We start from the raw sequence: 20504 nt of genomic DNA on the forward strand, positions 1-20504 counted from the left end.
GTGCAGCCGACGCCCGCTCCGGCCGCGGTTCCGCCGCCGGTGATCGTGACCCAGCCCCTGCCGGAGCCCGCGCCCGCCACGCCGGCGCCGACCGCGGCCGAGCGCACGACGGCCGACCCCGACGCGCCGATCACGACGCGGCCGCAACGGCTGGATTGACCCGAGAAACCCGGCCTAGCGCAGGGTGATGTAGCCCCGCTCGACCATCCGGCGCAGGCCTTCATAGACCTCGGCCAGCTCTTCATAGGCCATGCGCGCGGCGGTCAGCCGGGCGACCTGGTCGACGGTCGAGGGCGCGCCGGATTCGGATTGGCGGAGGCCCTCCGACACCCATTTGCCGCGCGCCGTGGCGGTCAGCACCGCCAGCCGCTGGAAGGCTGCCGCGTCCAGGCCTGGGACCATCTGGCCGATGACCTCGCGGTTGGCGACGAAGGCCGAATAGTCGATCTGTTCCAGCAGGCCGCGCAGCCGGCGCTGTTCCTGGGGGTCGATGTCCTGCGGCTCGAAATGGTCCCGCTGGCGACGGTAGCTGCCGGTCTGCATGGTCGACATCGCGCCTCTCCCAACAACACACGAGGGACCTGAACCCTGCGCCGCGCCGATTAACGGGGCGTTGCGATGCGAAAAGCCCCTCGCTTGCAATTGCAGGCGCGCCGTAATACTTAAGTGAATGCTTCAGTATCAACAGCCGCTCGATCTCGCCTTCCAGGCCCTGTCGGACCCGACCCGGCGGCGCATGGTCGAACGCCTGTCGGCGGGGCCGGTCTCGGTCAGCGACCTGGCCGAGCCCCTGCCGATGTCGATGTCGGCGGTGATGCAGCATCTGAAGGTACTGGAGGCGGCGGGGCTGGTCCGGTCGGAGAAGGTGGGCCGCGTGCGCACCTGCCGGGTCGAGCCCGAGGCCCTGAGCGCCGCCGAACGCTGGCTCAATGACCGGCGCCGGTCCGTCGAACGCAGTCTCGACCGGCTGGGCGCCTTCCTGGACGAAACCAAACCAGAGACGGAGACCTGACCATGAAGACCCCGGACACGCCGGTCCTCGCCCACGGGACCTTCACGATCAAGCGCCGCTACGACGCCTCGCCCGAACGGGTGTTCCGCGCCTATGCCGATCCGGCCGCCTTCCGCCGATGGTTCGTCGACGGCGAGGGCTGGACCATCCATGACTGGTCCCACGACTTCCGCGTCGGCGGCAGCGCCGGCGGCAGTTTCCGGTTCGGCGACGAGACCAACGACACCTGGTTCAACGACACCGAATACCTCGACATCGTCGAGAACAGTCGGATCATCACCAGCTATGTGATGGGCCGGATGGTGGGCGGGGAGAAGGAGCGCGCCTCCGCCTCCCTGGCCACGATCGAACTGGTCGCCGACGGCTCCGGCACGCGCCTGATCTACACCGAGCAGGGCGCCTTCTTCGGTCCGGACGGGGCGGATCACATCCCGCTGCGCGAGCACGGCTGCGGCGAGATGCTGGATGCGCTCGGCCGCGAGTTGAAGGCGCAGGCGTGATGGCCGGCAAGGTTCGCGTCAGCAGCTTCGCGATCTCCGCCGACGGGTTCGGCGCGGGGCCGGACCAGAGCCTGGAGGCGCCTCTGGGCGTCGGCGGCGAGCGGCTGCACGACTGGTTCTTTCCAACCCGGACCTTCCAGGCGATGTACGGCGACGGCAAGGGCGCGGACGGGATCGACAACGGGTTCGCCGAGCGCGGCATGGCCGGCCTGGGGGCCTGGATCCTGGGCCGCAACATGTTCGCGCACTCGCGCGGCCCCTGGGTGGATGACGGCTGGGAGGGCTGGTGGGGCGAGGAGCCGCCCTATCACTGTCCGGTCTATGTCCTGACCCACCACCCGCGCGCGCCGCTCGAGATGAAGGGCGGCACGGTCTTCCATTTCGAGACCGGCGGGATCGAGGCGGCGCTGGACAAGGCGCGCGCCGCGGCCGGCGACCGGGACATCCGCATCGGCGGCGGAACCGAGACCGTCCGCCAGTACCTGCGGGCCGGGCTGATCGACGTGCTGCACCTCGCCGTCTCGCCGGTGCTGCTGGGCCGGGGCGAGGCGTTCTGGGACGGGCTGGATCTGCCCGCGCTCGGTTACGAGATCGGCAGATCGACCGCGGGCGAGCGGGCGACCCATCTGGAGATCGTGCGCATCGGCCGGCGAGGCGAGGCATGACCGACGACCGCCTTGTCTTCGGCGCCTTCACGATCGAGCGCCGTTACGACGCCCGCCCCGAGCGGGTCTTCCGCGCCTTCACCGACCGCGAGATCAAGCAGCGCTGGATGGGCTGCGAGCATGTCGCCTCGCCGGTGATCGAACAGCTGGACTTCCGTGTCGGCGGCAGGGAGGTCAGCCGGGGCGGCGGCGAGGACGGCGAGCATCTGTTCGAGGGGACCTATCTCGACATCGTCGAGGGCCGCCGCTTCATCTTCGCCTTCGTCATGACGGTGGGCGGCCGCAAGCTGTCGGCCTCCCTCGCCTCGGTCGAGATCCTGGCCGACGGGGACGGGGCGCGGCTGATCTTCAACGAGCAGGGCGTCTATTTCGGCCAGGACGGCTGGGCCGAGCGCGAGGAAGGCACGGCCGTCGGAATGCAACAGATGGCCGACTGGCTGGCCGCCAACGAGGAGACTGTCTGATGGCCCTGATCCTGTGGTCCCACCCCTATGCCGGATACGGGCAGAAGACCGCGGTCGCCCTGTACGAACTGGGCCTGCCGTTCGAGCTGAAGCTGGTGGACGGTTCGCCGGAGGCCATGGAAGGCTTCATGGCCGTGTCGCCCTTCGCCAAGATGCCCGCGCTGGTGGACACGGCGGCGGGCCGCACGGTGATCGAGTCCAGCATCGTCATCGAATACCTGGACCGGCTGGCGGGCGGCGGGCGGCTGATCCCTGCCGATCCTGACCTGGCCCTTGAGGCGCGCTTCATCGACCGCATCCTGGACACCTATGTCGGGGGCAACATGAACAGGATCGTCTTCAACCGGCTGGGCCGCGCCGGCACGCCGAACGAGACGGCGATGGCGCTGGATGCGAAGGAGCTGGAAAGCGCCTGGGACATGCTGGAGGCGCGGCTGGGCGACGGCCGGACCTGGGGCGCGGGCGAGACCTTCACCCTGGCCGACTGCGGAGCTGCACCGCTGATGACCTACGCCCGGCGGCTGGTCCCGTTTGGCGACCGGCCCCGGCTGCGGGCCTGGCACGCGCGGCTGATGGCGCGGCCCAGTTTCGTGCGCGCACTGGAAGACGCCGCGCCGTTCGGAAATCTGATGCCCGCCCCTCTGCCTGAGGACTAGGCCAAGGCGCTCAAGGCCTCGGCTGCAGCACCATCAGGGTCGACAGGCCGTGCGCCAGCAGGCGGCCGGCTTCATCCTTCACCGTCGCCTCGGCGGTGATGATCTGGCGTCCGGCGTTGACCACCCGGCCCTCGCAGCGGACCCGGCCGGCGTCGGCGGTGATCGGCCGGGTGAAATTGGCCTGGGTCGACAGGGTCGAATAGCTGACCCCCGCCGGCAGCAGCGAATGGGCCGCGCAGCCCGTGGCGCTGTCGATCAGCGTCAGGGCCCAGCCGCCGTGGACCGTGCCCTGCGGGTTGAGGATGTGCGGCCCGGTCCGCCCTTCAAACGCGGCGAAGCCCTCGCCGACCTCGACCAGGTCGAAGTCCAGGGTGGTGCTGATGGTGGCGGGCGGCAGCTTTCCGTCCAGCACGGCCTGCAGGACCTCGCGGCCGGGCAGGCGTCCGACGGCTTCGGCGGTGGTCTTCGGCGTATCGGTCATGGCGTCACAGTTAGGGGGTCGGCGATCCGACGCAAGCACGCGGCGGATCGCCGCGCGGGGGTGGCCGTTCCACCGTCCCGCACGTAGCTGTGGGGAAACCACCGGAGGAAACCCCGATGCCGCTTCTGATGTGCCCCAACGACAACGCCGCGATGCAGACGCTGGAACGCGGCGGCGTCCAGTTCGACATGTGCCCGAATTGCCGGGGCGTCTGGCTGGACCGCGGCGAGCTGGAAAAGCTGATGGAGTCCGCGACCGCTGAAGGCCGCGCCTCGGCCCCGCAGGCCGCGCCGGCGCCCCAGCCCCAGGCCCCCTATCCGCCGCAACAGGCGCAGCAGCCGTGGGGCGGCCAGCCGCAGGGCTATCGCGACGACCATCGCCGGGACGACCGCTACCGCCACGACGACGACTACAAATACAAAAAGAAGAAGCGCGACAGCATCTTCGACATTTTCGACTGACGCCTAGGCGGCCAGGCCGGCCGCCTTCATCAGGGTCTTCAGCGGGACCAGAACCTCGGGCTGCGCGGCCAGTGCGGCCCGGGCCTCGGGTGCGCGGAACAGCTTGATCGCCTCGGCCTTGGCCCGATCGGCCGCGGGGCCCAGCGGTGCCGTCTCGCCCGCCGCCAGCCGCAGCAGCACCACCAGTTTCTGCGGCGCGGGCGCCGGCGAGCGGGACAGCATGGCCACGATCCGCGCCTCCGCCTCGACGGCGCCCCCCACCTTGCCGATCGCCTCGGTGATGTCGGCCTCGTCCTTGTCCGACAGGCCGCAGGCGCGCACCGCCCGCTGCAGGACGGCCAGAACGCCCAGCTTCTGCGCCGCCGTCTGCCCGCCCGCCTGCCGCATCTCGGTTTCGAAGCGCAGCGAGCCGACGCAGGCCGACAGCCAGCGCGCGGCGGACCGCTTGTTGGCCACGCCGGTGACGTTCTCGCACAGCCGGGTCAGGGCCTCGGCCTCGCACAGGACCGTGCGGCAGGTCTTGACGTAGGCGGCGACGAAATCGGCGGTGACCAGGGCCTTGGATCGCTCGTTGAAGGCGTTCTGGACCTCCTCCAGCGTCAGCAGCCGCCCGGCGGTGGCGGTCAGACAGGTCGCCAGCGCCCGCAGGATGTCGATCTCGCCGGCGGCGTCGTTGGGCCGCAGGCGGCGCGGGCTCATCAGCTCGCGCAGCACCATCCGGGCCAGGGCGGCCGACAGCAGGGGGAATTCGGCGATCTCGATGCGCGCCCCCAGCCGGGCGGCGGGGCCTTCCACGGCGGGGACGTGCAAGGCCATGCGCGGATCGTGCCGAACCAGAATTCCCACCTCGCGCGGGGCCACCATGCGAACCACGGCCGCCATGGCCGCGCCCTGGTCCAGCGACGGTCCCAGAATGTCGGCCAGGCCGGCGCGCGACCCCAGCATCTCGCACAGGATCTGTTCGATCGGGACCAGCACCATGGCGCGAGCCTGGCCGTCGCCCGGTGCGCGGTCGGCCAGGTCCATCAGCCGGTCCAGACGCGTCCGGCCGTCCTTCAGCCCCGCCAGGGCCGCGGCGACGACGCCGCCCATGATGAAGGCGCGCTCGGCCTGACCTTCCAGTCGGTGGGCCAGGTCCGCGAGCGAATGATGCTCAAGGCTGGGGAACCGGTTCTTGCGGCCCGCCATGACCAGCCGCTCGATCGTCGCGTCCGACAGCTTCTGATAGTGGCGCACCAAGTCGTGGACCGGCTTCCCGTCCGCCTGCGCCTCGGGCACGGCGACCTTCTGGATGGCGTGCTGAAGCTCCACGCCCGAGGCGTCCAGCCGTTCCGCCAGATCAGGCCGGTGCAGAAGCTCGAAGGCGGTCACGCCCTGCCGCTGCAGCCAGTCCTCCAGAACGCGGCCGATCTGTTCGCGGGCCATGGGCGCGTAGAGGTCGTAGGGCGTGCTGCAGCGCGGGCCCGCGGCGTCCTCCACCGTGACCCGCTTGGCCTTCATCTCCGGGACGCCGCGGGTCAGCACCGTCACGCTGTTGAATTCCATGGTGTCGGGGTCGAGGGTTTCCTTGGTCACCCGCACCGCCGCCGCATAGCCGTCGCGCAGCAGATCCTCGGCCGTGTCGATCGCATGGGCGCGATGCTCGGTCGCGATCTGGAGGGTCCAGGACGACGGCGCGGTCTTGCGGATATAGACTTCGTAGTGGATCGGGCCGGCCATGGAACGCTCTGACAGTTCCCCCTGATCATGGGACGGAGACTTTAAGGGCGGGTTTCGTTGCGGAATTGGCCGACGCGGCCCATCTTTTGCGCCGTAAAGTAACCGCGATGACGTAGAACGGTTACGCTTGCCGTGCGTTCATTGCGCGGACGATGAGCCTGCAAGGAGAAGCCGACTTGGCCAATATCACCCTGGTGGACGACGACGAGAACATCGTGGCGTCGGTTTCGCTGGCGCTGGAAAGCCATGGCCACAAGATCACGGCCTACCATGACGGCGCCGCCGGACTGGAAGCCCTGGAGGCGTCGCCGCCGGATCTGGCCATCCTCGATGTGAAGATGCCCCGCATGGACGGCATGGAAGTGCTGCGCCGCCTGCGCCAGACCTCCCAGATCCCGGTCATCATGCTGACGTCGAAGGATGAGGAGATCGACGAGATTCTCGGCTTCAACCTCGGCGCCGACGACTACATCCACAAGCCCTTCAGCCAGCGCCTGCTGATCGAACGGGTGAAGGCCCTGCTGCGCCGCACCGGCGCCGACGGCGGCGAGCCCGAGCCCAGCGCCGAGAACTCGAACAAGGCCATCAAGCGCGGCAAGCTGACGATGGACCCGGCGCGCCACGAAAGCACCTGGGACGGCCGTCCGGTGAAGCTGACGGTCACCGAATTCCTGCTGCTGCAGGCCCTGGCGCAGCGTCCCGGCTTCGTGAAGAGCCGCGACAACCTGATGGACGCCGCCTACGACGATCAGGTCTATGTCGATGACCGCACCATCGACAGCCACGTGAAGCGCATGCGCAAGAAGTTCAGGGTCGTCGATCCCGAGTTCGACGCGATCGAGACCCTGTATGGCGTCGGATACCGTTACCGCGAAAGCTGATCCGGCGCGGGCCGGAGACGGCCGGCCCCGCCGACCCAAGCGGTTCGGCGGGTCGCGTCTCGGCGGCCTGATTCTCGCGCTCAACCTGCTCAGCCTGCTGATCCTGTTCGTCGGGGCCCTGCTCCTGAACGAATGGCAGCGGGGCCTGATCGAGTCCCGGCAGGAGACGCTGGCGGCCCAGGCCGAACTGCTGGTGCGCGTGCTCGGCGAGCCCCAGATCGGCGTCACCCGCGGCGAACCGATCCCGGCGCTGGACCCGATCGAGGCCAGCCGCTGGCTGCGCGACAACTTCATTCCCGCCGGGCAGCGCGCGCGCCTGTTCGACGTGGACGGCATCCTGGTGGCCGACAGTTACTGGGTGACCGAGGCCATCCCCGGCGAACCCCTGCCTGACGCCCGGCCCGCGGGTTCGCCGGTGGCCGCGCCCGATGACGCGGCGGTGGCGGGTGACAGCCAGAAGGCCGAACGCGCCCGCCTCGCCCTCGCCGCCGAGGTCGAAGGGGCGCTGGAAGGCCAGCCCCAGGCCGAGGTGCGCACCTCGGAGAGCGGCGACCGCGTGGTGTCGGTCTCCATTCCCGTCCGTCACGTCCAGATGGTGCTCGGCGTCCTGACGCTGGAGGCCGGCGATGTCGACGAGACCATCGGCGCCCAGCGCCGCGCCCTGATGCCCTTCGCCCTGGTGGCCCTGTTCGTGAACCTGCTGGGGTCGCTGCTGCTGCACCTGTTCGTCGCCCGGCCGGTGATGCGGCTGTCCGCCGCCGCCGACGAGGTCCGTCTGCAGCGGGCGCGAGCCATCTCCCTGCCCGACCTGGAAAGCCGCAAGGACGAGATCGGCGATCTGGCGCGGTCGCTGGAGTCCATGACCGAGACCCTGTCCGCCCGGATGGACGCCATCGAGGCCTTCGCCGCCGACGTCAGTCACGAGATCAAGAATCCCCTGACCTCGATCCGTTCGGCGCTGGAGACCCTGCCGCTGGTCAAGACCGAGGCCCAGCGCGAGAAGCTGACCGCCCTGCTGCAACAGGACGTGCGCCGCCTCGACCGGCTGATCACCGACATCTCCAACGCCTCGCGCCTGGACGCCGAGCTGAACCGCGACCGGCCCCGGACCATCGATCTGACCGCCCTGCTGGTCGATATCGTCGGCGTCTATGAGGCGGGGCGCAAACCCGGAGAGGCGCGTGTGACCTTCACCCCGCCCGCCGGTGACCACGCCCTGATCGTCGGCCGCGATGGGCCGCTGGGGCAGGTGTTCCGCAACCTGATCGACAACGCCCGTTCGTTCAGCCCGCCGGACGGCGAGGTGCGCCTGACCCTGCTGCGCGACGAGATCGACGAACGCGCGGTCCATGTCCGGATCGACGACGACGGCCCCGGCATTCCGGTCGAGAACCTCGAGACCGTGTTCGAGCGCTTCTACACCTCGCGTCCGCGCGGCACGGCCTTCGGGGCCAACTCGGGCCTCGGCCTGTCGATCGTGCGCCAGATCGTCGAGGCTCACGGCGGGACGGTGCGGGCGGAGAACCGGCCCGGCGACGGCGGCCCCGCCGGAGCCCGCTTCGAGGTGGCCCTGCCCGCCGCCCCCGGAGCCCGCCGCCCATGACCCAGCCCGTTCACGCCACCGTCGTCGCGCAATGGGCCCCGGGCCGGGGCTGGCGCGCCGCCGCCCTGTTCGGGCCGCCGGGCGCGGGCAAGAGCGATCTGGCCCTGAGGTTGATCGGCGCCGGTTGGCGGCTGGCGGCCGACGACTACGCCCATTTGTTCGCCGCCTCGGGCAGCCTCTATGCCCGTGCGCCGCGCACCATCGCGGGCAAGATCGAGGTGCGGGGCGTCGGCGTGGTGCCCGCCTGCGCCCTGGATCTGGCCCGGGTCGTGCTGGCCGTGGAACTGGGTCCGGAGCCCGTTGAACGCCTGCCGGAACCGGCGATCCGGCGCGTGGAGGGGGTCGATCTGCCCCTGCTGCGGCTGGATCCGAGGGAGGCCTCGGCGGGTGAAAAGGTCGCGGCGGCCATCGCCCGGCTTTAACCCGACGCGGAGTTGGGCTATTCCGCGCGGCTTGCGGTCAGCTCAGGGAGCGATCGGAACGCGGGGGCGCAAGTCTTGGTGAAGCCTTCATGATCGGGCTGGTGATCGTCACCCACGGGGGTCTGGCCTCCGAATTCCTTTCGGCCATGGAGCACGTCGTGGGCCCCCAGCGCGGGGTCGCGGCCATCTGCATCGGCCCGGAGGACGATATGGAGCGCCGTCGGCGCGACATCGTCGACGCCGCGCGCGCCGTCGATGACGGCGACGGCGTGATCCTGCTGACCGACATGTTCGGCGGCACGCCCTCCAACCTCGCCATCTCGGTGATGGAAGAGACCCACGCCGAGGTCATCGCCGGCCTGAACCTGCCCATGCTGATCAAGCTGGCCAGCGTGCGCGGGCGCGAGCCGCTGGAAGCCTGCGTCGCCCACGCTCAGGACGCGGGCCGCAAATACATCTCCGTGGCCAGCTGGGTGCTGCAGGGCGAGAAATGACCGATCCCGTCGCCGCGACCGTCGGCATCTGCAATCAGCGCGGCCTGCACGCCCGCGCCTCGGCCAAGTTCGTGAAGCTGGCCTCGACCTTCGACAGCGAGATCCGCGTCACCCGCGACGGCGTGACGGTGAACGCCCTGTCGATCATGGGCCTGCTGATGCTGGGCGCCGGCAACGGCTGCGACGTCCACATCGAGGCCGAGGGCCAGGACGCCGCAGAGGCCGTCGAGGCCCTGGCCGACCTGGTCAACCGCAAGTTCGACGAAGACCAGTAGGTCCGATCAGGCCTTGGAGCGTTCCGGCAGCACCGCGCCGACGTGGTCGATGCCCAGCTGTTCGGCGATCTCCATCTGCCGCGCCCGTTCCGCGTAGCGATCCCGCTGCTCGACCGTGCGCGTGGCATGGCAGCGTTCGCAGCAGACCCCTTCGACGTACAGCGGCGAGGCGCGTCCGGCCTCGCTCACCGGCATGCGGCAGCCGCGGCACAGGGTGTGGCAGCCGCCGGACAGGCCGTGGCCGACGGCGACCCGCTCGTCGAAGACGAAGCATTCGCCCCGCCACAGGCTTTCCGGCTCGGACGCCGTCTCCAGGTAACGCAGGATGCCGCCTTCCAGGTGGAAGACCTCCGGCACGCCCTCGGCCTTCAGGAAGGCCGTCGCCTTCTCGCAGCGAATGCCGCCGGTGCAGTACATGGCCACCTTGGGTGGGGTGGGGCGGTCCAGCAGGGCGCGGCCCTCGGTGCGGAACCAGGCCGGAAAATCGCGGAAGCTGCGGGTGTTGGGCTGCACCGCGCCCGCGAAGGCGCCGATGGCGGCCTCGTAGTCGTTGCGGGTGTCGATGACGATGGTGTCGGGATCCGCGATCAGGGCGTTCCACTCGGCGGGAGAGACATAGGTCCCGGCCTCCGTCGCCGGATCCAGATCGGGCTCGCCCATGGTGACGATCTCGGCCTTGATCCGCACCTTCATGCGCCGGAAGGGCGCGGTGGCGGCGTCGGCGAATTTCACATCCAGCCCGCTGAAGCCGGGCAGGCCCCGGATGCCGTCCAGCACCCGGTCGATGGCGTCGGCGGGCCCGGCGATGGTCCCGTTCAGCCCCTCGTGCGCCACCAGCAGGATGCCGCGCACATCCGGCGCGCACAGCTGTTCGAGCCGCGCCCGCACGGCCTCGCGATCCCCGATCCGCGCGAAACGGTACAGGGCGGCGACGCGAAAGGAAGCGGCGGGGGGCGGGGAGGACGTCATGGATTGATCTGGACCTTCGGGTCCTTCTCCTGCTGTTCCATCCTGCGAAGCGCGCTAGCGCGAGGCAGGATGGTGGAGCCGAGGGGAGTCGAACCCCTGACCTCGTCATTGCGAACGACGCGCTCTACCAACTGAGCTACGGCCCCCCAAACCCCACTGAATAGTCGGGTGCAGGCGAGCGGGCGACATACGAGCGGGGGACCGGTGGTGTCAACCGGTCGCAGGTTGCAGTCGGGGCGCGAGTGCGGAAAAGTTGGCGGGAAGGGGCGGCTAAGGTTAGAAGCGGCGCTCAACCCTCTGCAGGAGCACTTCAGGGTATGGCGGCGATTATCGGCTTCTTGTTCTTCCTCATCACGGCGGTGCTGCGCCTGTTCGTGATCGCCCTGATCGTCAACGCCGTCCTGAGCTGGCTGGTGGCGTTCGACGTCATCAACTACCGCAACCGCTTCGTCGCCTCGCTGGCCGCCACGCTGGACCGGATCGTCAGCCCGGTGCTGGAGCCCCTGCGGCGCATCATTCCGCCTCTGGGCGGCATCGACGTCACCCCGATCGTGGCCATCATCGTGATCCAGGGGATCATGATCTACCTGCTGCCCGCGTCGCAGGCCGCCCTGTTGAGCTTCGTCCCCTTCTGACGACAGGGACGGTGCGAACAGGCCACGCCTCCCGGGTCATCGCGCCTCTCGCATCATCCCGCGCTTGCGCCGTCCGGCCACCGTCCTAAGGTGCCCGCCGACGGGGCCGCAGGGCCTGAAAGCCAACCGGATTCCATGACCACGATCAAATCAGTCGCCATCATCGGCGCGGGCCAGATGGGTGCGGGTATCGCCCAGACGGTGGCTGCGGGCGGCTATGACGTGAAACTCTACGACGCCGCCGGCGATCGCGTGCCCCAGGCCATGGGCGCCATCGCGGCCAGCCTGGCGCGCCAGGTGGCCCGCGGGCTGAGCACCCAGGCCGACGCCGACGCCGCCCTGTCGCGCATCACCGCCGCCGCCTCTCTGGCCGACGCCGGCAAGGCCGACCTGGTGATCGAGGCCGCCGTCGAGGACGAAGCGGTCAAGAAGGCCATCCTCGCCGACCTGGCGCCGCACCTGGCCGATCACACCCTGCTGGCGTCCAACACCTCGTCCATCTCGATCACCCGGCTGGCCTCGACCACGGACCGGCCCGAGCGGTTCATCGGCCTGCACTTCATGAAGCCGGCTCCGGTGATGAAGCTGGTGGAGATCATCCGCGGCATCGCCACCTCGGCCGAGACCTATGAGGTCGCCGTCGCCTTCGCCGAGTCGCTGGGCAAGACGACCACCAATTCCGAGGACTTCCCCGCCTTCATCGTCAACCGCATCCTGGTGCCGATGATCAACGAGGCGATCTACACCCTGTACGAAGGGGTCGGGAACGTCGCCTCGATCGACAAGGCGCTGAAGCTGGGCGCCAACCATCCGATGGGTCCGCTGGAGCTGGCCGACTTCATGGGGCTGGACGTCGTTCTGGCCATCATGAACGTGCTGTACGACGGTCTGGCCGACAGCAAATACCGGCCCTGTCCGCTGCTGGTGAAATACGTCGAGGCCGGCTGGCTGGGCCGCAAATCGGGCCGCGGCTTCTACGACTATTCCGGCGACACGCCGGCGCCGACGCGATGATCCCCCGTCTCGAGCGGCCCGAGGACTTCCCGGGCCAGCAGCGCGTCGCCTGGCGGCGCGAGCCGCAGCGGACGGTGCTCGCCGTCGTGCTGGCCGTGCTGTGGCCGCCGCTGTGGGTGACGCTGGCGATCTGGCCGCCCCGCAACTGGGTTCCCGGGCTGGAGATGGACTGGCGCCTTCAGGCGATCACCCTGGGCCTGCTCGCGGTTCCGGCCATCCTGTGGCTGCTGGCGCGCGAGACCCGGCGCTCGGGCCGTCCCGCGACCCGGCTGGGCGTGGTCTGGCGCTTCATGTTCTACGGCGGCCTGCTGGCGGTCATCCTGGCGGCGCTGTTCGCCTTCGGCCAGGTGATCCAGCAGTGGCTGAACGCCGCCAACCTCGGCGAGGGGGTCGGCGGCAGCGAGACCACCCTGCTGATCTACGGCGTCGGCGGCCTGCCGTTCGCGGTCGTCATCGGCGTGGCCTACGCCCTGTGGGCCGGCCTGTGCGTGGCCTTCGTCGCCTTCTCGCCCCAGCCCGAGGTGCGCGACCGCCTCGGCGTCATGGGCCGCGACGGACAGGCCTGAGGCCTTACCGCGAATTGGTTTGACGCCGGACGCCGGCGCGGCAATCTGCCCCCCTGACCTCGGGGGGAGATCACGACATGGCCGCAACCGACGCCCTGACGGGCGAGACGACGGCGCCTGCCGCCCGGCTGGCCCCCGTTGCGCCCGCGGATCGCATCTTCACCCTGGACATGCTGCGGGGCTTCGCGATCCTCGGCATCCTGGCGGTCAACGCCGTGGCCTTCGCCTGGCCGATGGAACTGCAGACGGGCGCCGACGTCGCGCCGCCCTGGCCGCACGACCAGGCCAATATCCTCGGCCACTGGGTCACCGAGGTCTTCTTCCACAACAAGGCGCGATCACTGTTCTCCATGCTGTTCGGGGTGTCGATCTTCCTGATCGGCGGCGAACGGCGGGACGAGGCGCGGGGCGCCCTCCTGTGGCGGCGCCTGCTGTGGCTGGCCGTGTTCGGCCTGATCCACGGCGCGGCCTTCTGGTACGGCGATATCCTGCTGCACTACGCCTACACGGGCGTTCTGGTGATGCTGGCGCGGTCGTGGTCGGCCAAGCGGCTGATCTGGACCGGAGCCCTGCTGAACCTGCTGTTCGGCCTGCTGTCGGCGGCCGCCTTCGCCGCCCAGGCCTTCATGCCCGAGGGCGCCGCGGCCGCCGGCGGCGGACCCTTCGCGGTGACGCCCGAAAGCCTGGCGGCGACCATCCAGGCCTATCAATCGGGCTGGCCGGCCGCGCTGATCGAAAACCTGAAGGCCGAGGCGATCCTGCAGGCCATGAGCATCACCCTGATCCCGATCACGGGCGCGCTGATGCTGCTGGGCATGGGGCTGTTCAAGGCCGGCTTCCTCAGCGGCCGGTCGCCGACCTGGGTCTATGTTCTCCTGCTGCTGATCGGCGGCGCCAACCTCGCCGCTCTGGGGTGGTACGAGTGGTTCAAGGCCGCGGCGCCGCACGGCGCGCCGGATCCGACCGGCGGCATGGCCGATATCGCGGCCAGCTTCGCGCCCCTGATCACCCTGGCCTACGTCAGCCTGCTGATCCTGATGACGCGGTTCGGTCTGAGGGTCGTCACGGGGGTGCTGGCGCCGGTCGGGCGGATGGCCTTCACCAACTACCTGACCCAGACCCTGATCATGACGACCCTGTTCTACATGCCGTGGGGGCCGCACTGGTTCGGCGATCCGGCCTGGGGGCAGGGACAGCTGTGGCTCGCGGTCGGAGGCGTCTGGATCGCCCAGCTGATCTGGTCCCCGATCTGGCTGTCGGTGTTCAGCATGGGGCCGCTGGAGTGGCTGTGGCGCTGTCTGATCTACGGACGGCTGGTGCCGATCAGAAGGGGCGAGGGCTGAGGGGCGGGGGGCGAGACAGGACGTTGGGCGGTTGACGGCTCGGCGGTTCACGGTGTTCAGGCAGGAAATCATTCCGACCCTCGACCCTCGACCTTCGACCCTCTAGACCGCCAGCATGACCGAAGACGCCGCTCCCACCCGCCCCGAAGCCCGCGCCCCCCGGGGGTTCGCCGACCGCCGTGGCCGTGACCTGGTGGCCGAGCGCCGCCTTGTTCAGCGCGTGTCCGAGGTCTATGAGCGCTGGGGCTTCGAGCCGCTGGACACCGGGGCGTTCGAATACGCCGACGCCCTGGGCAAATTCCTGCCCGACGCCGACCGTCCGAACGAGGGCGTCTTCGCCCTGCAGGACGACGACGACCAGTGGATGGCCTTGCGCTACGACCTGACGGCGCCGCTGGCTCGGTTCGCGGCGCAGTCGTGGGAGACCCTGCCCAAGCCGTTCCGTCGCTACGCCTTCGGGCCGGTGTGGCGCAACGAGAAGCCGGGGCCGGGCCGTTTCCGCGAGTTCGTGCAGTGCGACGCCGACACGGTGGGCTCCGACCGTCCCGAGGCGGACGCCGAGATCATCGCCATGGCCTGCGAGGGCCTGCAGGCCGCCGGCCTGGCGCCGGGGCAGGCGGTGATCCGCGTCTCGAACCGCAAGCTGTTCGACGGTCTGTTCGAGGCCGGCGGCGTGGTCGATCCGATCCAGAAGCTGACCGCCCTGCGCGCCATCGACAAGTTCGACCGGCTGGGCTGGGAAGGCGTCTCGGCCCTGCTGGGCGAAGGCCGTCTGGACGAGTCCGGCGACTACACAAAGGGCGCCCAGCTGCCGCTGGGCGTGGCCTCGACCATCGAGGCCTTCCTCGCTTCGGCGGGCGATGCGGCGCTGAGCCGGGCGGAGACGCTGGAGGCCGTGGCCCGCGCCGGCGGGCTGGGCGCCGTCGGCGAGGCGGCGCTGGAAGAGCTGGCGGCCATCGACCGGGCGCTGAACGCCATGAAGGTGGGGCAGGACGCGGTCCGCTTCGATCCGACCATCGTGCGCGGGCTGGAATACTACACCGGCGCCGTGTTCGAGGCCGAACTGCTGCTGGAGACCACCGACGAGAAGGGCCGCGCCGTGCGCTTCGGCTCCATCGGCGGCGGCGGGCGCTACGACGACCTGGTCGCCCGCTTCACCGGCGAGCGCCTGCCCGCGACCGGCTTCTCCTTCGGCGTCTCGCGGCTGGCCTCGGCCCTTCGCGCGGCCGGGCGCGGCGACGAGGACGCGGTGCGCGGCCCGGTGGTCGTGATCGTCTTCTCGGAGGCCGACATGCAGCACTATCTCGATGCGGTGTCCGAGCTGCGCAACGCCGGGATCGCCGCCGAACTCTACCTCGGCCGGGCGGGCATGAAGGCGCAGATGAAGTACGCCGACCGGCGCGGCGCGCCCGCCGCCGTCATCCTGGGCGGCGACGAGATCGCGGCCGGTCAGGTGACGATCAAGGACCTCGACGCAGGCCGCGCGGCCGCCGCTGGCGTCACGGACAACGAGGCCTGGAAGGCCGAGCGTCCGGGACAGCAGGTCGTGCCTCGCGCCCAGCTTGTGGCGACGATCCGGGGTATCGTCGGTTCCTGACGCACAGCTCCGTGAGTTATCGTTGATAACAAAGGAAAAGCCCCTGTCCGTGTCAGGGTCTTGATTGACTTGGAGCGGGAATTGTCGTCTTTCTGACGTACTCGGGAAGCGCAGCGTTTCGACGCAGCAGCGGCCCGGAGGCGTTTCGGGGAGGAAACGTCCGCTCCATGAGAGCGAAAGAAAGCCCGCCGCGATGTATCCCCCGCGGCGGGCTTTTTTGCGCCCGGAATCATGATGTTGGCGCTACCGCGCGGCGGCTCGCTGCTGGAGCCTGCGCGAAGCGCCCGGCCGCGTCGGGTCGGGAGGTCCCAAGGGCCGATGGTCCGCGGCCCAACAAAGAAAGGCGGAGCCTTTCGACCGTGGCCCAACAAAAAAGACCGGAGCGTGAGCCCCGGCCTTCTTCGTTCAGTGCGGCGATCCGCTTACCAGATACGGACGCGGTCTTCCGGCGCGAGGTAGTATTTCGTGCCCGGCTGGACGCCGAAGGCTTCATACCAGGCGTCGACGTTGCGCACCGGGCCGATGACCCGGAATTCGGCCGGGCTGTGCGAGTCGGTGTCGATCTGCTGCTTCAGCGCCGCTTCGCGATACTTGGACTGCCACACCTGGGCCCAGCCGTAGAAGAAGCGCTGGTCGCCGGTCGTGCCGTCCAGGACCGGAGCCGGCTGGCCGTTCAGCGACAGGTGATAGGCCTCCAGGCCCACCGCCACGCCGGCGGCGTCGCCGATGTTCTCGCCCATCGTCAGGCCCGGACGGACATGGAACCCGGGGATCGGCTCGAACTGGCCGTACTGGGCGCCGAGGCGGGCGGTCAGGGCTTCGAAATTGGCCTTGTCCTGAGGGGTCCACCAGTTGCGCAGCACGCCGTCGCCGTCGGACTTGGAGCCCTGGTCGTCGAAGCCGTGGCCGATCTCGTGACCGATGACGCCGCCGATGCCGCCGTAGTTGACGGCCGGGTCCGCGTCCGGATCGAAGAAGGGCGGCTGCAGGATGGCGGCCGGGAAGACGATCTCGTTATTGGCCGAGTTGTAGTAGGCGTTCACGGTTTGCGGGGTCATGCCCCACTCGTCCTTGTCGACCGGTTGGTTCAGGCGGTTCAGCTGGTAGTTCCACTGGAACAGGCCGGCGCGCTCGCCGTTGCCGAACAGGTCGTCCGGACGGATCTCCAGGGCCGAATAGTCACGCCACTTGTTCGGATAGCCGATCTTGACGGTGAACTTGTTCAGCTTCTCCTCGGCGGCCGCGCGGGTCTCGGCGCTCATCCAGGTGTAGTTGCGGATGCGGTTGCCCAGCGCGGTGCGCAGGTTGGCGACCAGCTGCTCCATCTTCGCCTTGGACTCGGCCGGGAAGTAGTCGGCCACGTACTGGCGGCCGACGGCCTCGCCCAGCATGCCTTCGGCGAAGCTGATGCCGCGCTTGTCGCGGGGGCGCTGCATGGGCTGGCCCTGCAGATCGCGCGACCGGAACTCCCACTGGGCGTCCGCGAAGCGGCGCGACAGGCGGCCGGCGGCGTCGTCGGTCGTGTGGAAGGCCTGCCAGGCCTGGATCGTCGCGATCGGGGTATCGGCGTAGAGCGCCGCGATCTTCGGCATGGCCGTGTCCTGGCGGACGATCAGGCGCGGCACTTCACCCACGCCGACAGCGGTGTAGTAGGCCTGCCACGGGAAGCCCGGAGCCTCCGAAGCCAGCTGCGAGATGCTATACTCGTTGTAGGTTTCGTCGCGGTTGCGGTTCTGCTCCGGCGTCCAGTGCGCCTCGGCGATCTTGGTCTCGAAGGCGACGATGTCGGCCGCGGCCTGTTCCGGATTGGCCCAGCCGATCATGCCCAGCATGCGGGCGACATAGGCCTGGTACAGGACCTTCTTGTCGGCCCAGCGCTGCTCCAGATAATAGTCGCGGTTCGGCAGGCCCAGGCCCGACTGGCCGGTCGAGACGACGTAGCGGGTCGGCGCCTTCTGGTCGATCGTGATGCCGGTGCCGAAGATCGAGCCGCCGATGCGGCCCTGGGTCTGGCCCATGTAGACCGCGGCCTTGTCATGGGTGTCGGCGGCGCGGATTGCGGCGAGGTAGGGGGCCAGCGGCTGGGCGTCCAGCGCTTCGATCCGGGCCTCGTCCATGTAGGAGCGATAGGCGTCGGCGATCTTCTGCTCGTCGGAGCCGGCGGTCAGATCGGTGCGGGCCACCAGGCCTTCGATCATCACCTTGACGCGGTTGTCCGACAGTTCGCGCAGCAGGTTGAACGAGCCGTAGGAGGTGCGGTCCGACGGAATCTGCAGGCGGTCCAGCGCGGCGCCGTTGGCGTAGCGCATGAAGTTGTCGCCCGGGTTGACCGAGGTGTCGCGGCCGTTCAGGTCGAAGCCCCAGGTCCCGTATTTGGGGGCCTCGACGCCTTGCCAACCGGCGACGGCGGCGCCCTGTGCGGGGGCCTGGAACAGTTCGACGACCGTGCAGGATTCGTCGACGCAGGCGTGTTCGTCAGCATCGGTCCAGCTCTGCGCCTGGGCGGCGGCGGGCAGGAGCAGGGCGCCGAGGGCGGCGCCGATAAGCAGCTTCTTCATAGGAGTTTCCCCGACTTCTCTTCACCAACTTGGAAGGGTCGGCGCGGACCCTACGCCCGCCTCGGAGACTGTCGCCTGAATTTTTTGTCATGAAACGACGGAAAGCCAGACGCGGCGGCGTTTCAGCCTGTAGGCTGAACCGGACGGAGGGCGAATGACTCACGGCGGCAGCGGCGGCGAATATAAGGACCTTGTGGTCTTCCTGGCGGCGGCCGGGGTGGTGGTTCCCCTGTTCAACCGGCTGAAGATCAGCCCGGTTCTCGGCTTTCTTGCGGCAGGCGTCCTGCTGGGGCCCGACGGTCTGGCCCGATTCGCCGACACCGTACCCTGGCTGGCGTGGCTGACCATCTCCGACGCCAACCAGTTGCGCGCCCTGTCCGAACTGGGCGTGGCCTTCCTGCTGTTCATGATCGGGCTGGAGCTGTCGTGGGAGCGGCTCAAGGCGATGCGCCGGCTCGTGTTCGGCCTGGGGCTGACGCAGGTCTTGTTCTGCACGGTCGGACTGGCCGCCCTGTTCATGGCGATGGGCCAGACCTTGGTGTCGTCCGCCGTGCTGGGCCTGGGGCTGGCGCTGTCCTCGACCGCCGTGGTCATGCCGGTCATGGCTGAGCGCGGCCGCCTGGGCGGCGCGGCGGGGCGCACCATCTTCTCGGTCCTTCTGGCCCAGGACCTGGCCGTGGCGCCGATCCTGATCACCGTCACCGTGCTGGCGGCGTTGGCGCAGGGCGGAGTCACCGCCGGCGGCGACTTCGATCCGGCCGTGCTGGGCACGGCGCTGTTCACCCTCATCCCGGCCGCTATCGGTCTGGCCCTGCTGGTGGTGCTGGGCCGTCTGGTGCTGCGTCCGCTGTTCCGGTCGGTGGCCAAGGCCCGGGCCAAGGGGCAGGGGCAGGAGATGTTCGTCGCCGCCTGCCTGCTGGTCGTGGTCGGCGCCGGGCTGGGGGCCCAGGCCGCGGGCCTGTCGATGAGCCTCGGCGCGCTGGTGGCGGGCCTGCTGCTGGCCGAGACGGAGTTCCGGCGGGCGGTCGAGGTGTCGATCGAACCGTTCAAGGGTCTGCTGCTGGGCGTCTTCTTCGTCGGCGTCGGCATCGGGCTGGACGTGGACGCGGTGGCGGCCGATCCGGTGGCCGTGTTTGGGCTGGCGATCGGGCTGACCCTGTTCAAGGCCCTGATGATCTACGGCGCGGCGCGGCTGTGGGGCGTGAAGAACAAGACCGCCATCGAGACCGCGCTGGTGTTGGGACCGGCGGGAGAGTTCGCCTTCGTCATCCTGGGTGCAGGTTTGGTGGAAGGAATCGCGTCGCCTGACTTCACACGTACAGTCATGCTTGCGGCCACCATAAGTATTTTTACTGTACCGTTGATGGCGATGTTCGCCGATCGACTGACGCGACAGGACGCCGCAGTTTTGCCTGATCTTCCGGCCGAGGCGCTGGAGCCTCCGTCGGTCGAGGGCCAGGTGCTGATCGTCGGCTTCGGCCGGGTGGGACGCCTCGTCGGGGAAATGCTGACCGAGCACGGACAGAGTTTCGTGGCCGTCGACGCCAACGCCTCCACCGTCGCCAAGGGGCGCGGCGAGGGCTCGAACGTCTTCTACGGCGACGCCGGCCAGGCCGACCTGCTGGCGCGCTGCGGCATCGAAAAGGCGCGCGCCATGGTGGTCACCATGGACGCCCCCGCCAAGGTCGACGAGGTGGTCGTCGCGGCCCGCTCGTTGAGGCCAGACCTGATCCTGATCGCCCGGGCGCGGGATTCCCGACACGCCGAACGCCTGTACCGGCTGGGCGTCACCGACGCCGTTCCGGAGACCACGGAGGCCAGTCTTCAACTGGCGGAAAACACCCTGGTCGACCTCGGCGTGCCGATGGGTCTGGTGCTCGCTTCGATCCATGAACGACGCGACCGTTTCCGCAAATTGTTCCAGGACGCCATGCCCGACGGGGAGGCTGCGCGGAGACCCCGGGCGCTGAGGTCGACGCTCAAAAGATAGGCCGCGACGGACTTGGCAAGCTGCGCCGTTAACCCAGCAACTAACGCTGCTGTTAATCTGTACACCCCAATTTGGTCATCGTTGCGTGATGAGTGCCGCTGTTCGCCGGGCCTTCAGGTCGGGCCTGAGGTGCTTTCCGGAGCGCCCGAAACCCTGCCGTCATGGCGCTGTTTTCCTGCCGGTGGTCCTCCCCGCCGCT

General features: G+C 69.4%; 22 protein-coding genes and 1 tRNA gene. 17 read left to right on the forward strand and 6 right to left on the reverse strand.

Features of this window, described 5'->3' with window-relative positions; all coding sequences use genetic code 11:
- Window positions 1–174: 174 nt before the first annotated feature.
- The gene (locus tag AC07NB_RS10770) at window positions 175–552 is read right to left on the reverse strand and encodes a hypothetical protein (RefSeq protein WP_492312109.1); all 378 of its coding nucleotides are present in this window, start codon (window positions 550–552) and stop codon (window positions 175–177) included.
- Window positions 553–670: 118 nt separating this feature from the next.
- Between AC07NB_RS10770 and AC07NB_RS10775 the strand changes: the two genes are divergently transcribed.
- From AC07NB_RS10775 to AC07NB_RS10795, 5 genes are read left to right on the forward strand one after another with little or no spacing between them, the layout of a single operon-like run.
- Window positions 671–1012 (forward strand): ArsR/SmtB family transcription factor, encoded by a 342-nt coding sequence (locus tag AC07NB_RS10775; protein ID WP_492312110.1) that lies wholly within the window; start codon window positions 671–673, stop codon window positions 1010–1012.
- 2 nt (window positions 1013–1014) lie between these two features.
- Entirely contained in the window at window positions 1015–1512 is a 498-nt protein-coding gene (locus tag AC07NB_RS10780) for an SRPBCC family protein (protein ID WP_494570999.1), read from the forward strand.
- Window positions 1512–2177 (forward strand): dihydrofolate reductase family protein, encoded by a 666-nt coding sequence (locus AC07NB_RS10785; protein WP_494571000.1) that lies wholly within the window; start codon window positions 1512–1514, stop codon window positions 2175–2177. The genes AC07NB_RS10780 and AC07NB_RS10785 overlap by 1 nt, the downstream gene beginning before the upstream one ends.
- Window positions 2174–2641, forward strand: a complete 468-nt coding sequence (locus AC07NB_RS10790) for an SRPBCC domain-containing protein (RefSeq protein ID WP_494571001.1) — start codon at window positions 2174–2176, stop codon at window positions 2639–2641. Before AC07NB_RS10785 ends, AC07NB_RS10790 begins: the two co-directional genes overlap by 4 nt.
- On the forward strand, window positions 2641–3297 hold the full coding sequence (locus AC07NB_RS10795; RefSeq protein WP_494571002.1) for a glutathione S-transferase family protein: 657 nt from the start codon (window positions 2641–2643) through the stop codon (window positions 3295–3297). The genes AC07NB_RS10790 and AC07NB_RS10795 overlap by 1 nt, the downstream gene beginning before the upstream one ends.
- A 10-nt stretch (window positions 3298–3307) precedes the next feature.
- Here the strand turns inward: AC07NB_RS10795 and AC07NB_RS10800 are convergent, their stop codons facing one another.
- Entirely contained in the window at window positions 3308–3778 is a 471-nt protein-coding gene (locus tag AC07NB_RS10800; RefSeq protein WP_291839054.1) for a PaaI family thioesterase, read from the reverse strand.
- A gap of 116 nt (window positions 3779–3894) precedes the next feature.
- Between AC07NB_RS10800 and AC07NB_RS10805 the strand changes: the two genes are divergently transcribed.
- Entirely contained in the window at window positions 3895–4239 is a 345-nt protein-coding gene (locus AC07NB_RS10805; protein ID WP_492312115.1) for a TFIIB-type zinc ribbon-containing protein, read from the forward strand.
- A 3-nt stretch (window positions 4240–4242) separates the two neighbouring features.
- On the opposite strand, the gene AC07NB_RS10810 is transcribed toward AC07NB_RS10805, so the two are convergent.
- A complete protein-coding gene (locus AC07NB_RS10810; RefSeq protein WP_494571003.1) occupies window positions 4243–5958 on the reverse strand; it encodes a hypothetical protein in 1716 nt (571 codons plus the stop codon).
- A gap of 176 nt (window positions 5959–6134) precedes the next feature.
- Here AC07NB_RS10810 and chvI point away from each other — a divergent pair, with 176 nt between their 5' ends.
- The 5 genes from chvI to AC07NB_RS10835 all read left to right on the forward strand — a co-directional run bounded on the left by chvI (window position 6135) and on the right by AC07NB_RS10835 (window position 9633).
- Window positions 6135–6839: a two-component response regulator ChvI gene (gene chvI / locus AC07NB_RS10815; protein WP_291839067.1), complete on the forward strand. Its 705-nt coding sequence runs from the start codon at window positions 6135–6137 to the stop codon at window positions 6837–6839.
- The gene (chvG, locus tag AC07NB_RS10820; protein ID WP_494571004.1) at window positions 6808–8442 is read left to right on the forward strand and encodes a two-component sensor histidine kinase ChvG; all 1635 of its coding nucleotides are present in this window, start codon (window positions 6808–6810) and stop codon (window positions 8440–8442) included. The genes chvI and chvG overlap by 32 nt, the downstream gene beginning before the upstream one ends.
- The gene (locus AC07NB_RS10825) at window positions 8439–8864 is read left to right on the forward strand and encodes an HPr kinase/phosphorylase (protein WP_291837380.1); all 426 of its coding nucleotides are present in this window, start codon (window positions 8439–8441) and stop codon (window positions 8862–8864) included. Before chvG ends, AC07NB_RS10825 begins: the two co-directional genes overlap by 4 nt.
- 89 nt (window positions 8865–8953) lie before the next feature.
- Window positions 8954–9358, forward strand: a complete 405-nt coding sequence (locus tag AC07NB_RS10830; RefSeq protein ID WP_291837378.1) for a PTS sugar transporter subunit IIA — start codon at window positions 8954–8956, stop codon at window positions 9356–9358.
- The gene (locus tag AC07NB_RS10835; RefSeq protein ID WP_291837375.1) at window positions 9355–9633 is read left to right on the forward strand and encodes an HPr family phosphocarrier protein; all 279 of its coding nucleotides are present in this window, start codon (window positions 9355–9357) and stop codon (window positions 9631–9633) included. The genes AC07NB_RS10830 and AC07NB_RS10835 overlap by 4 nt, the downstream gene beginning before the upstream one ends.
- 6 nt (window positions 9634–9639) lie before the next feature.
- On the opposite strand, the gene trhO is transcribed toward AC07NB_RS10835, so the two are convergent.
- Together trhO and AC07NB_RS10845 are read right to left on the reverse strand one after the other, a co-directional pair.
- Window positions 9640–10602, reverse strand: a complete 963-nt coding sequence (trhO, locus tag AC07NB_RS10840) for an oxygen-dependent tRNA uridine(34) hydroxylase TrhO (protein ID WP_494571005.1) — start codon at window positions 10600–10602, stop codon at window positions 9640–9642.
- Window positions 10603–10672: 70 nt separating this feature from the next.
- Window positions 10673–10748, reverse strand: a tRNA-Ala gene (locus tag AC07NB_RS10845).
- Between the two features lie 171 nt (window positions 10749–10919).
- On the opposite strand from AC07NB_RS10845, the gene AC07NB_RS10850 reads away from it, so the two are divergent.
- The 5 genes from AC07NB_RS10850 to hisS all read left to right on the forward strand — a co-directional run bounded on the left by AC07NB_RS10850 (window position 10920) and on the right by hisS (window position 15757).
- Entirely contained in the window at window positions 10920–11237 is a 318-nt protein-coding gene (locus AC07NB_RS10850) for a YggT family protein (RefSeq protein WP_291837371.1), read from the forward strand.
- Window positions 11238–11372: 135 nt separating this feature from the next.
- Complete coding sequence (locus AC07NB_RS10855) at window positions 11373–12251, forward strand: 3-hydroxybutyryl-CoA dehydrogenase (RefSeq protein WP_492312120.1); 879 nt, start codon at window positions 11373–11375, stop codon at window positions 12249–12251.
- Window positions 12248–12817 carry a phthalate transporter gene (locus AC07NB_RS10860; protein WP_291837367.1) on the forward strand — a complete coding sequence of 190 codons (570 nt, stop codon included), beginning with the start codon at window positions 12248–12250 and terminating at the stop codon, window positions 12815–12817. Before AC07NB_RS10855 ends, AC07NB_RS10860 begins: the two co-directional genes overlap by 4 nt.
- Before the next feature lie 77 nt (window positions 12818–12894).
- Complete coding sequence (locus AC07NB_RS10865) at window positions 12895–14160, forward strand: DUF418 domain-containing protein (RefSeq protein WP_494571006.1); 1266 nt, start codon at window positions 12895–12897, stop codon at window positions 14158–14160.
- A gap of 115 nt (window positions 14161–14275) precedes the next feature.
- On the forward strand, window positions 14276–15757 hold the full coding sequence (gene hisS, locus AC07NB_RS10870; protein ID WP_494571007.1) for a histidine--tRNA ligase: 1482 nt from the start codon (window positions 14276–14278) through the stop codon (window positions 15755–15757).
- 422 nt (window positions 15758–16179) lie between these two features.
- Here hisS and AC07NB_RS10875 read toward each other — a convergent pair whose 3' ends face one another.
- Window positions 16180–18315, reverse strand: a complete 2136-nt coding sequence (locus AC07NB_RS10875; RefSeq protein ID WP_494571008.1) for a M13 family metallopeptidase — start codon at window positions 18313–18315, stop codon at window positions 16180–16182.
- A gap of 154 nt (window positions 18316–18469) precedes the next feature.
- Between AC07NB_RS10875 and AC07NB_RS10880 the strand changes: the two genes are divergently transcribed.
- Window positions 18470–20305 carry a cation:proton antiporter domain-containing protein gene (locus AC07NB_RS10880; protein WP_494571009.1) on the forward strand — a complete coding sequence of 612 codons (1836 nt, stop codon included), beginning with the start codon at window positions 18470–18472 and terminating at the stop codon, window positions 20303–20305.
- Window positions 20306–20504: the final 199 nt, after the last annotated feature.

It is taken from the genome of Brevundimonas sp. GW821-FHT09G01 (assembly GCF_059416065.1).

Coding starts and splice junctions, on each gene's coding strand:
- AC07NB_RS10770 (WP_492312109.1), bottom strand. CDS start 552: ATGTCGACCATGCAGACCGGCAGCTACCGTCGCCAGCGGGACCATTTC.
- AC07NB_RS10775 (WP_492312110.1), top strand. CDS start 671: ATGCTTCAGTATCAACAGCCGCTCGATCTCGCCTTCCAGGCCCTGTCG.
- AC07NB_RS10780 (WP_494570999.1), top strand. CDS start 1,015: ATGAAGACCCCGGACACGCCGGTCCTCGCCCACGGGACCTTCACGATC.
- AC07NB_RS10785 (WP_494571000.1), top strand. CDS start 1,512: ATGGCCGGCAAGGTTCGCGTCAGCAGCTTCGCGATCTCCGCCGACGGG.
- AC07NB_RS10790 (WP_494571001.1), top strand. CDS start 2,174: ATGACCGACGACCGCCTTGTCTTCGGCGCCTTCACGATCGAGCGCCGT.
- AC07NB_RS10795 (WP_494571002.1), top strand. CDS start 2,641: ATGGCCCTGATCCTGTGGTCCCACCCCTATGCCGGATACGGGCAGAAG.
- AC07NB_RS10800 (WP_291839054.1), bottom strand. CDS start 3,778: ATGACCGATACGCCGAAGACCACCGCCGAAGCCGTCGGACGCCTGCCC.
- AC07NB_RS10805 (WP_492312115.1), top strand. CDS start 3,895: ATGCCGCTTCTGATGTGCCCCAACGACAACGCCGCGATGCAGACGCTG.
- AC07NB_RS10810 (WP_494571003.1), bottom strand. CDS start 5,958: ATGGCCGGCCCGATCCACTACGAAGTCTATATCCGCAAGACCGCGCCG.
- chvG (WP_494571004.1), top strand. CDS start 6,808: ATGGCGTCGGATACCGTTACCGCGAAAGCTGATCCGGCGCGGGCCGGA.
- AC07NB_RS10825 (WP_291837380.1), top strand. CDS start 8,439: ATGACCCAGCCCGTTCACGCCACCGTCGTCGCGCAATGGGCCCCGGGC.
- AC07NB_RS10830 (WP_291837378.1), top strand. CDS start 8,954: ATGATCGGGCTGGTGATCGTCACCCACGGGGGTCTGGCCTCCGAATTC.
- AC07NB_RS10835 (WP_291837375.1), top strand. CDS start 9,355: ATGACCGATCCCGTCGCCGCGACCGTCGGCATCTGCAATCAGCGCGGC.
- trhO (WP_494571005.1), bottom strand. CDS start 10,602: ATGACGTCCTCCCCGCCCCCCGCCGCTTCCTTTCGCGTCGCCGCCCTG.
- AC07NB_RS10850 (WP_291837371.1), top strand. CDS start 10,920: ATGGCGGCGATTATCGGCTTCTTGTTCTTCCTCATCACGGCGGTGCTG.
- AC07NB_RS10855 (WP_492312120.1), top strand. CDS start 11,373: ATGACCACGATCAAATCAGTCGCCATCATCGGCGCGGGCCAGATGGGT.
- AC07NB_RS10860 (WP_291837367.1), top strand. CDS start 12,248: ATGATCCCCCGTCTCGAGCGGCCCGAGGACTTCCCGGGCCAGCAGCGC.
- AC07NB_RS10865 (WP_494571006.1), top strand. CDS start 12,895: ATGGCCGCAACCGACGCCCTGACGGGCGAGACGACGGCGCCTGCCGCC.
- hisS (WP_494571007.1), top strand. CDS start 14,276: ATGACCGAAGACGCCGCTCCCACCCGCCCCGAAGCCCGCGCCCCCCGG.
- AC07NB_RS10875 (WP_494571008.1), bottom strand. CDS start 18,315: ATGAAGAAGCTGCTTATCGGCGCCGCCCTCGGCGCCCTGCTCCTGCCC.
- AC07NB_RS10880 (WP_494571009.1), top strand. CDS start 18,470: ATGACTCACGGCGGCAGCGGCGGCGAATATAAGGACCTTGTGGTCTTC.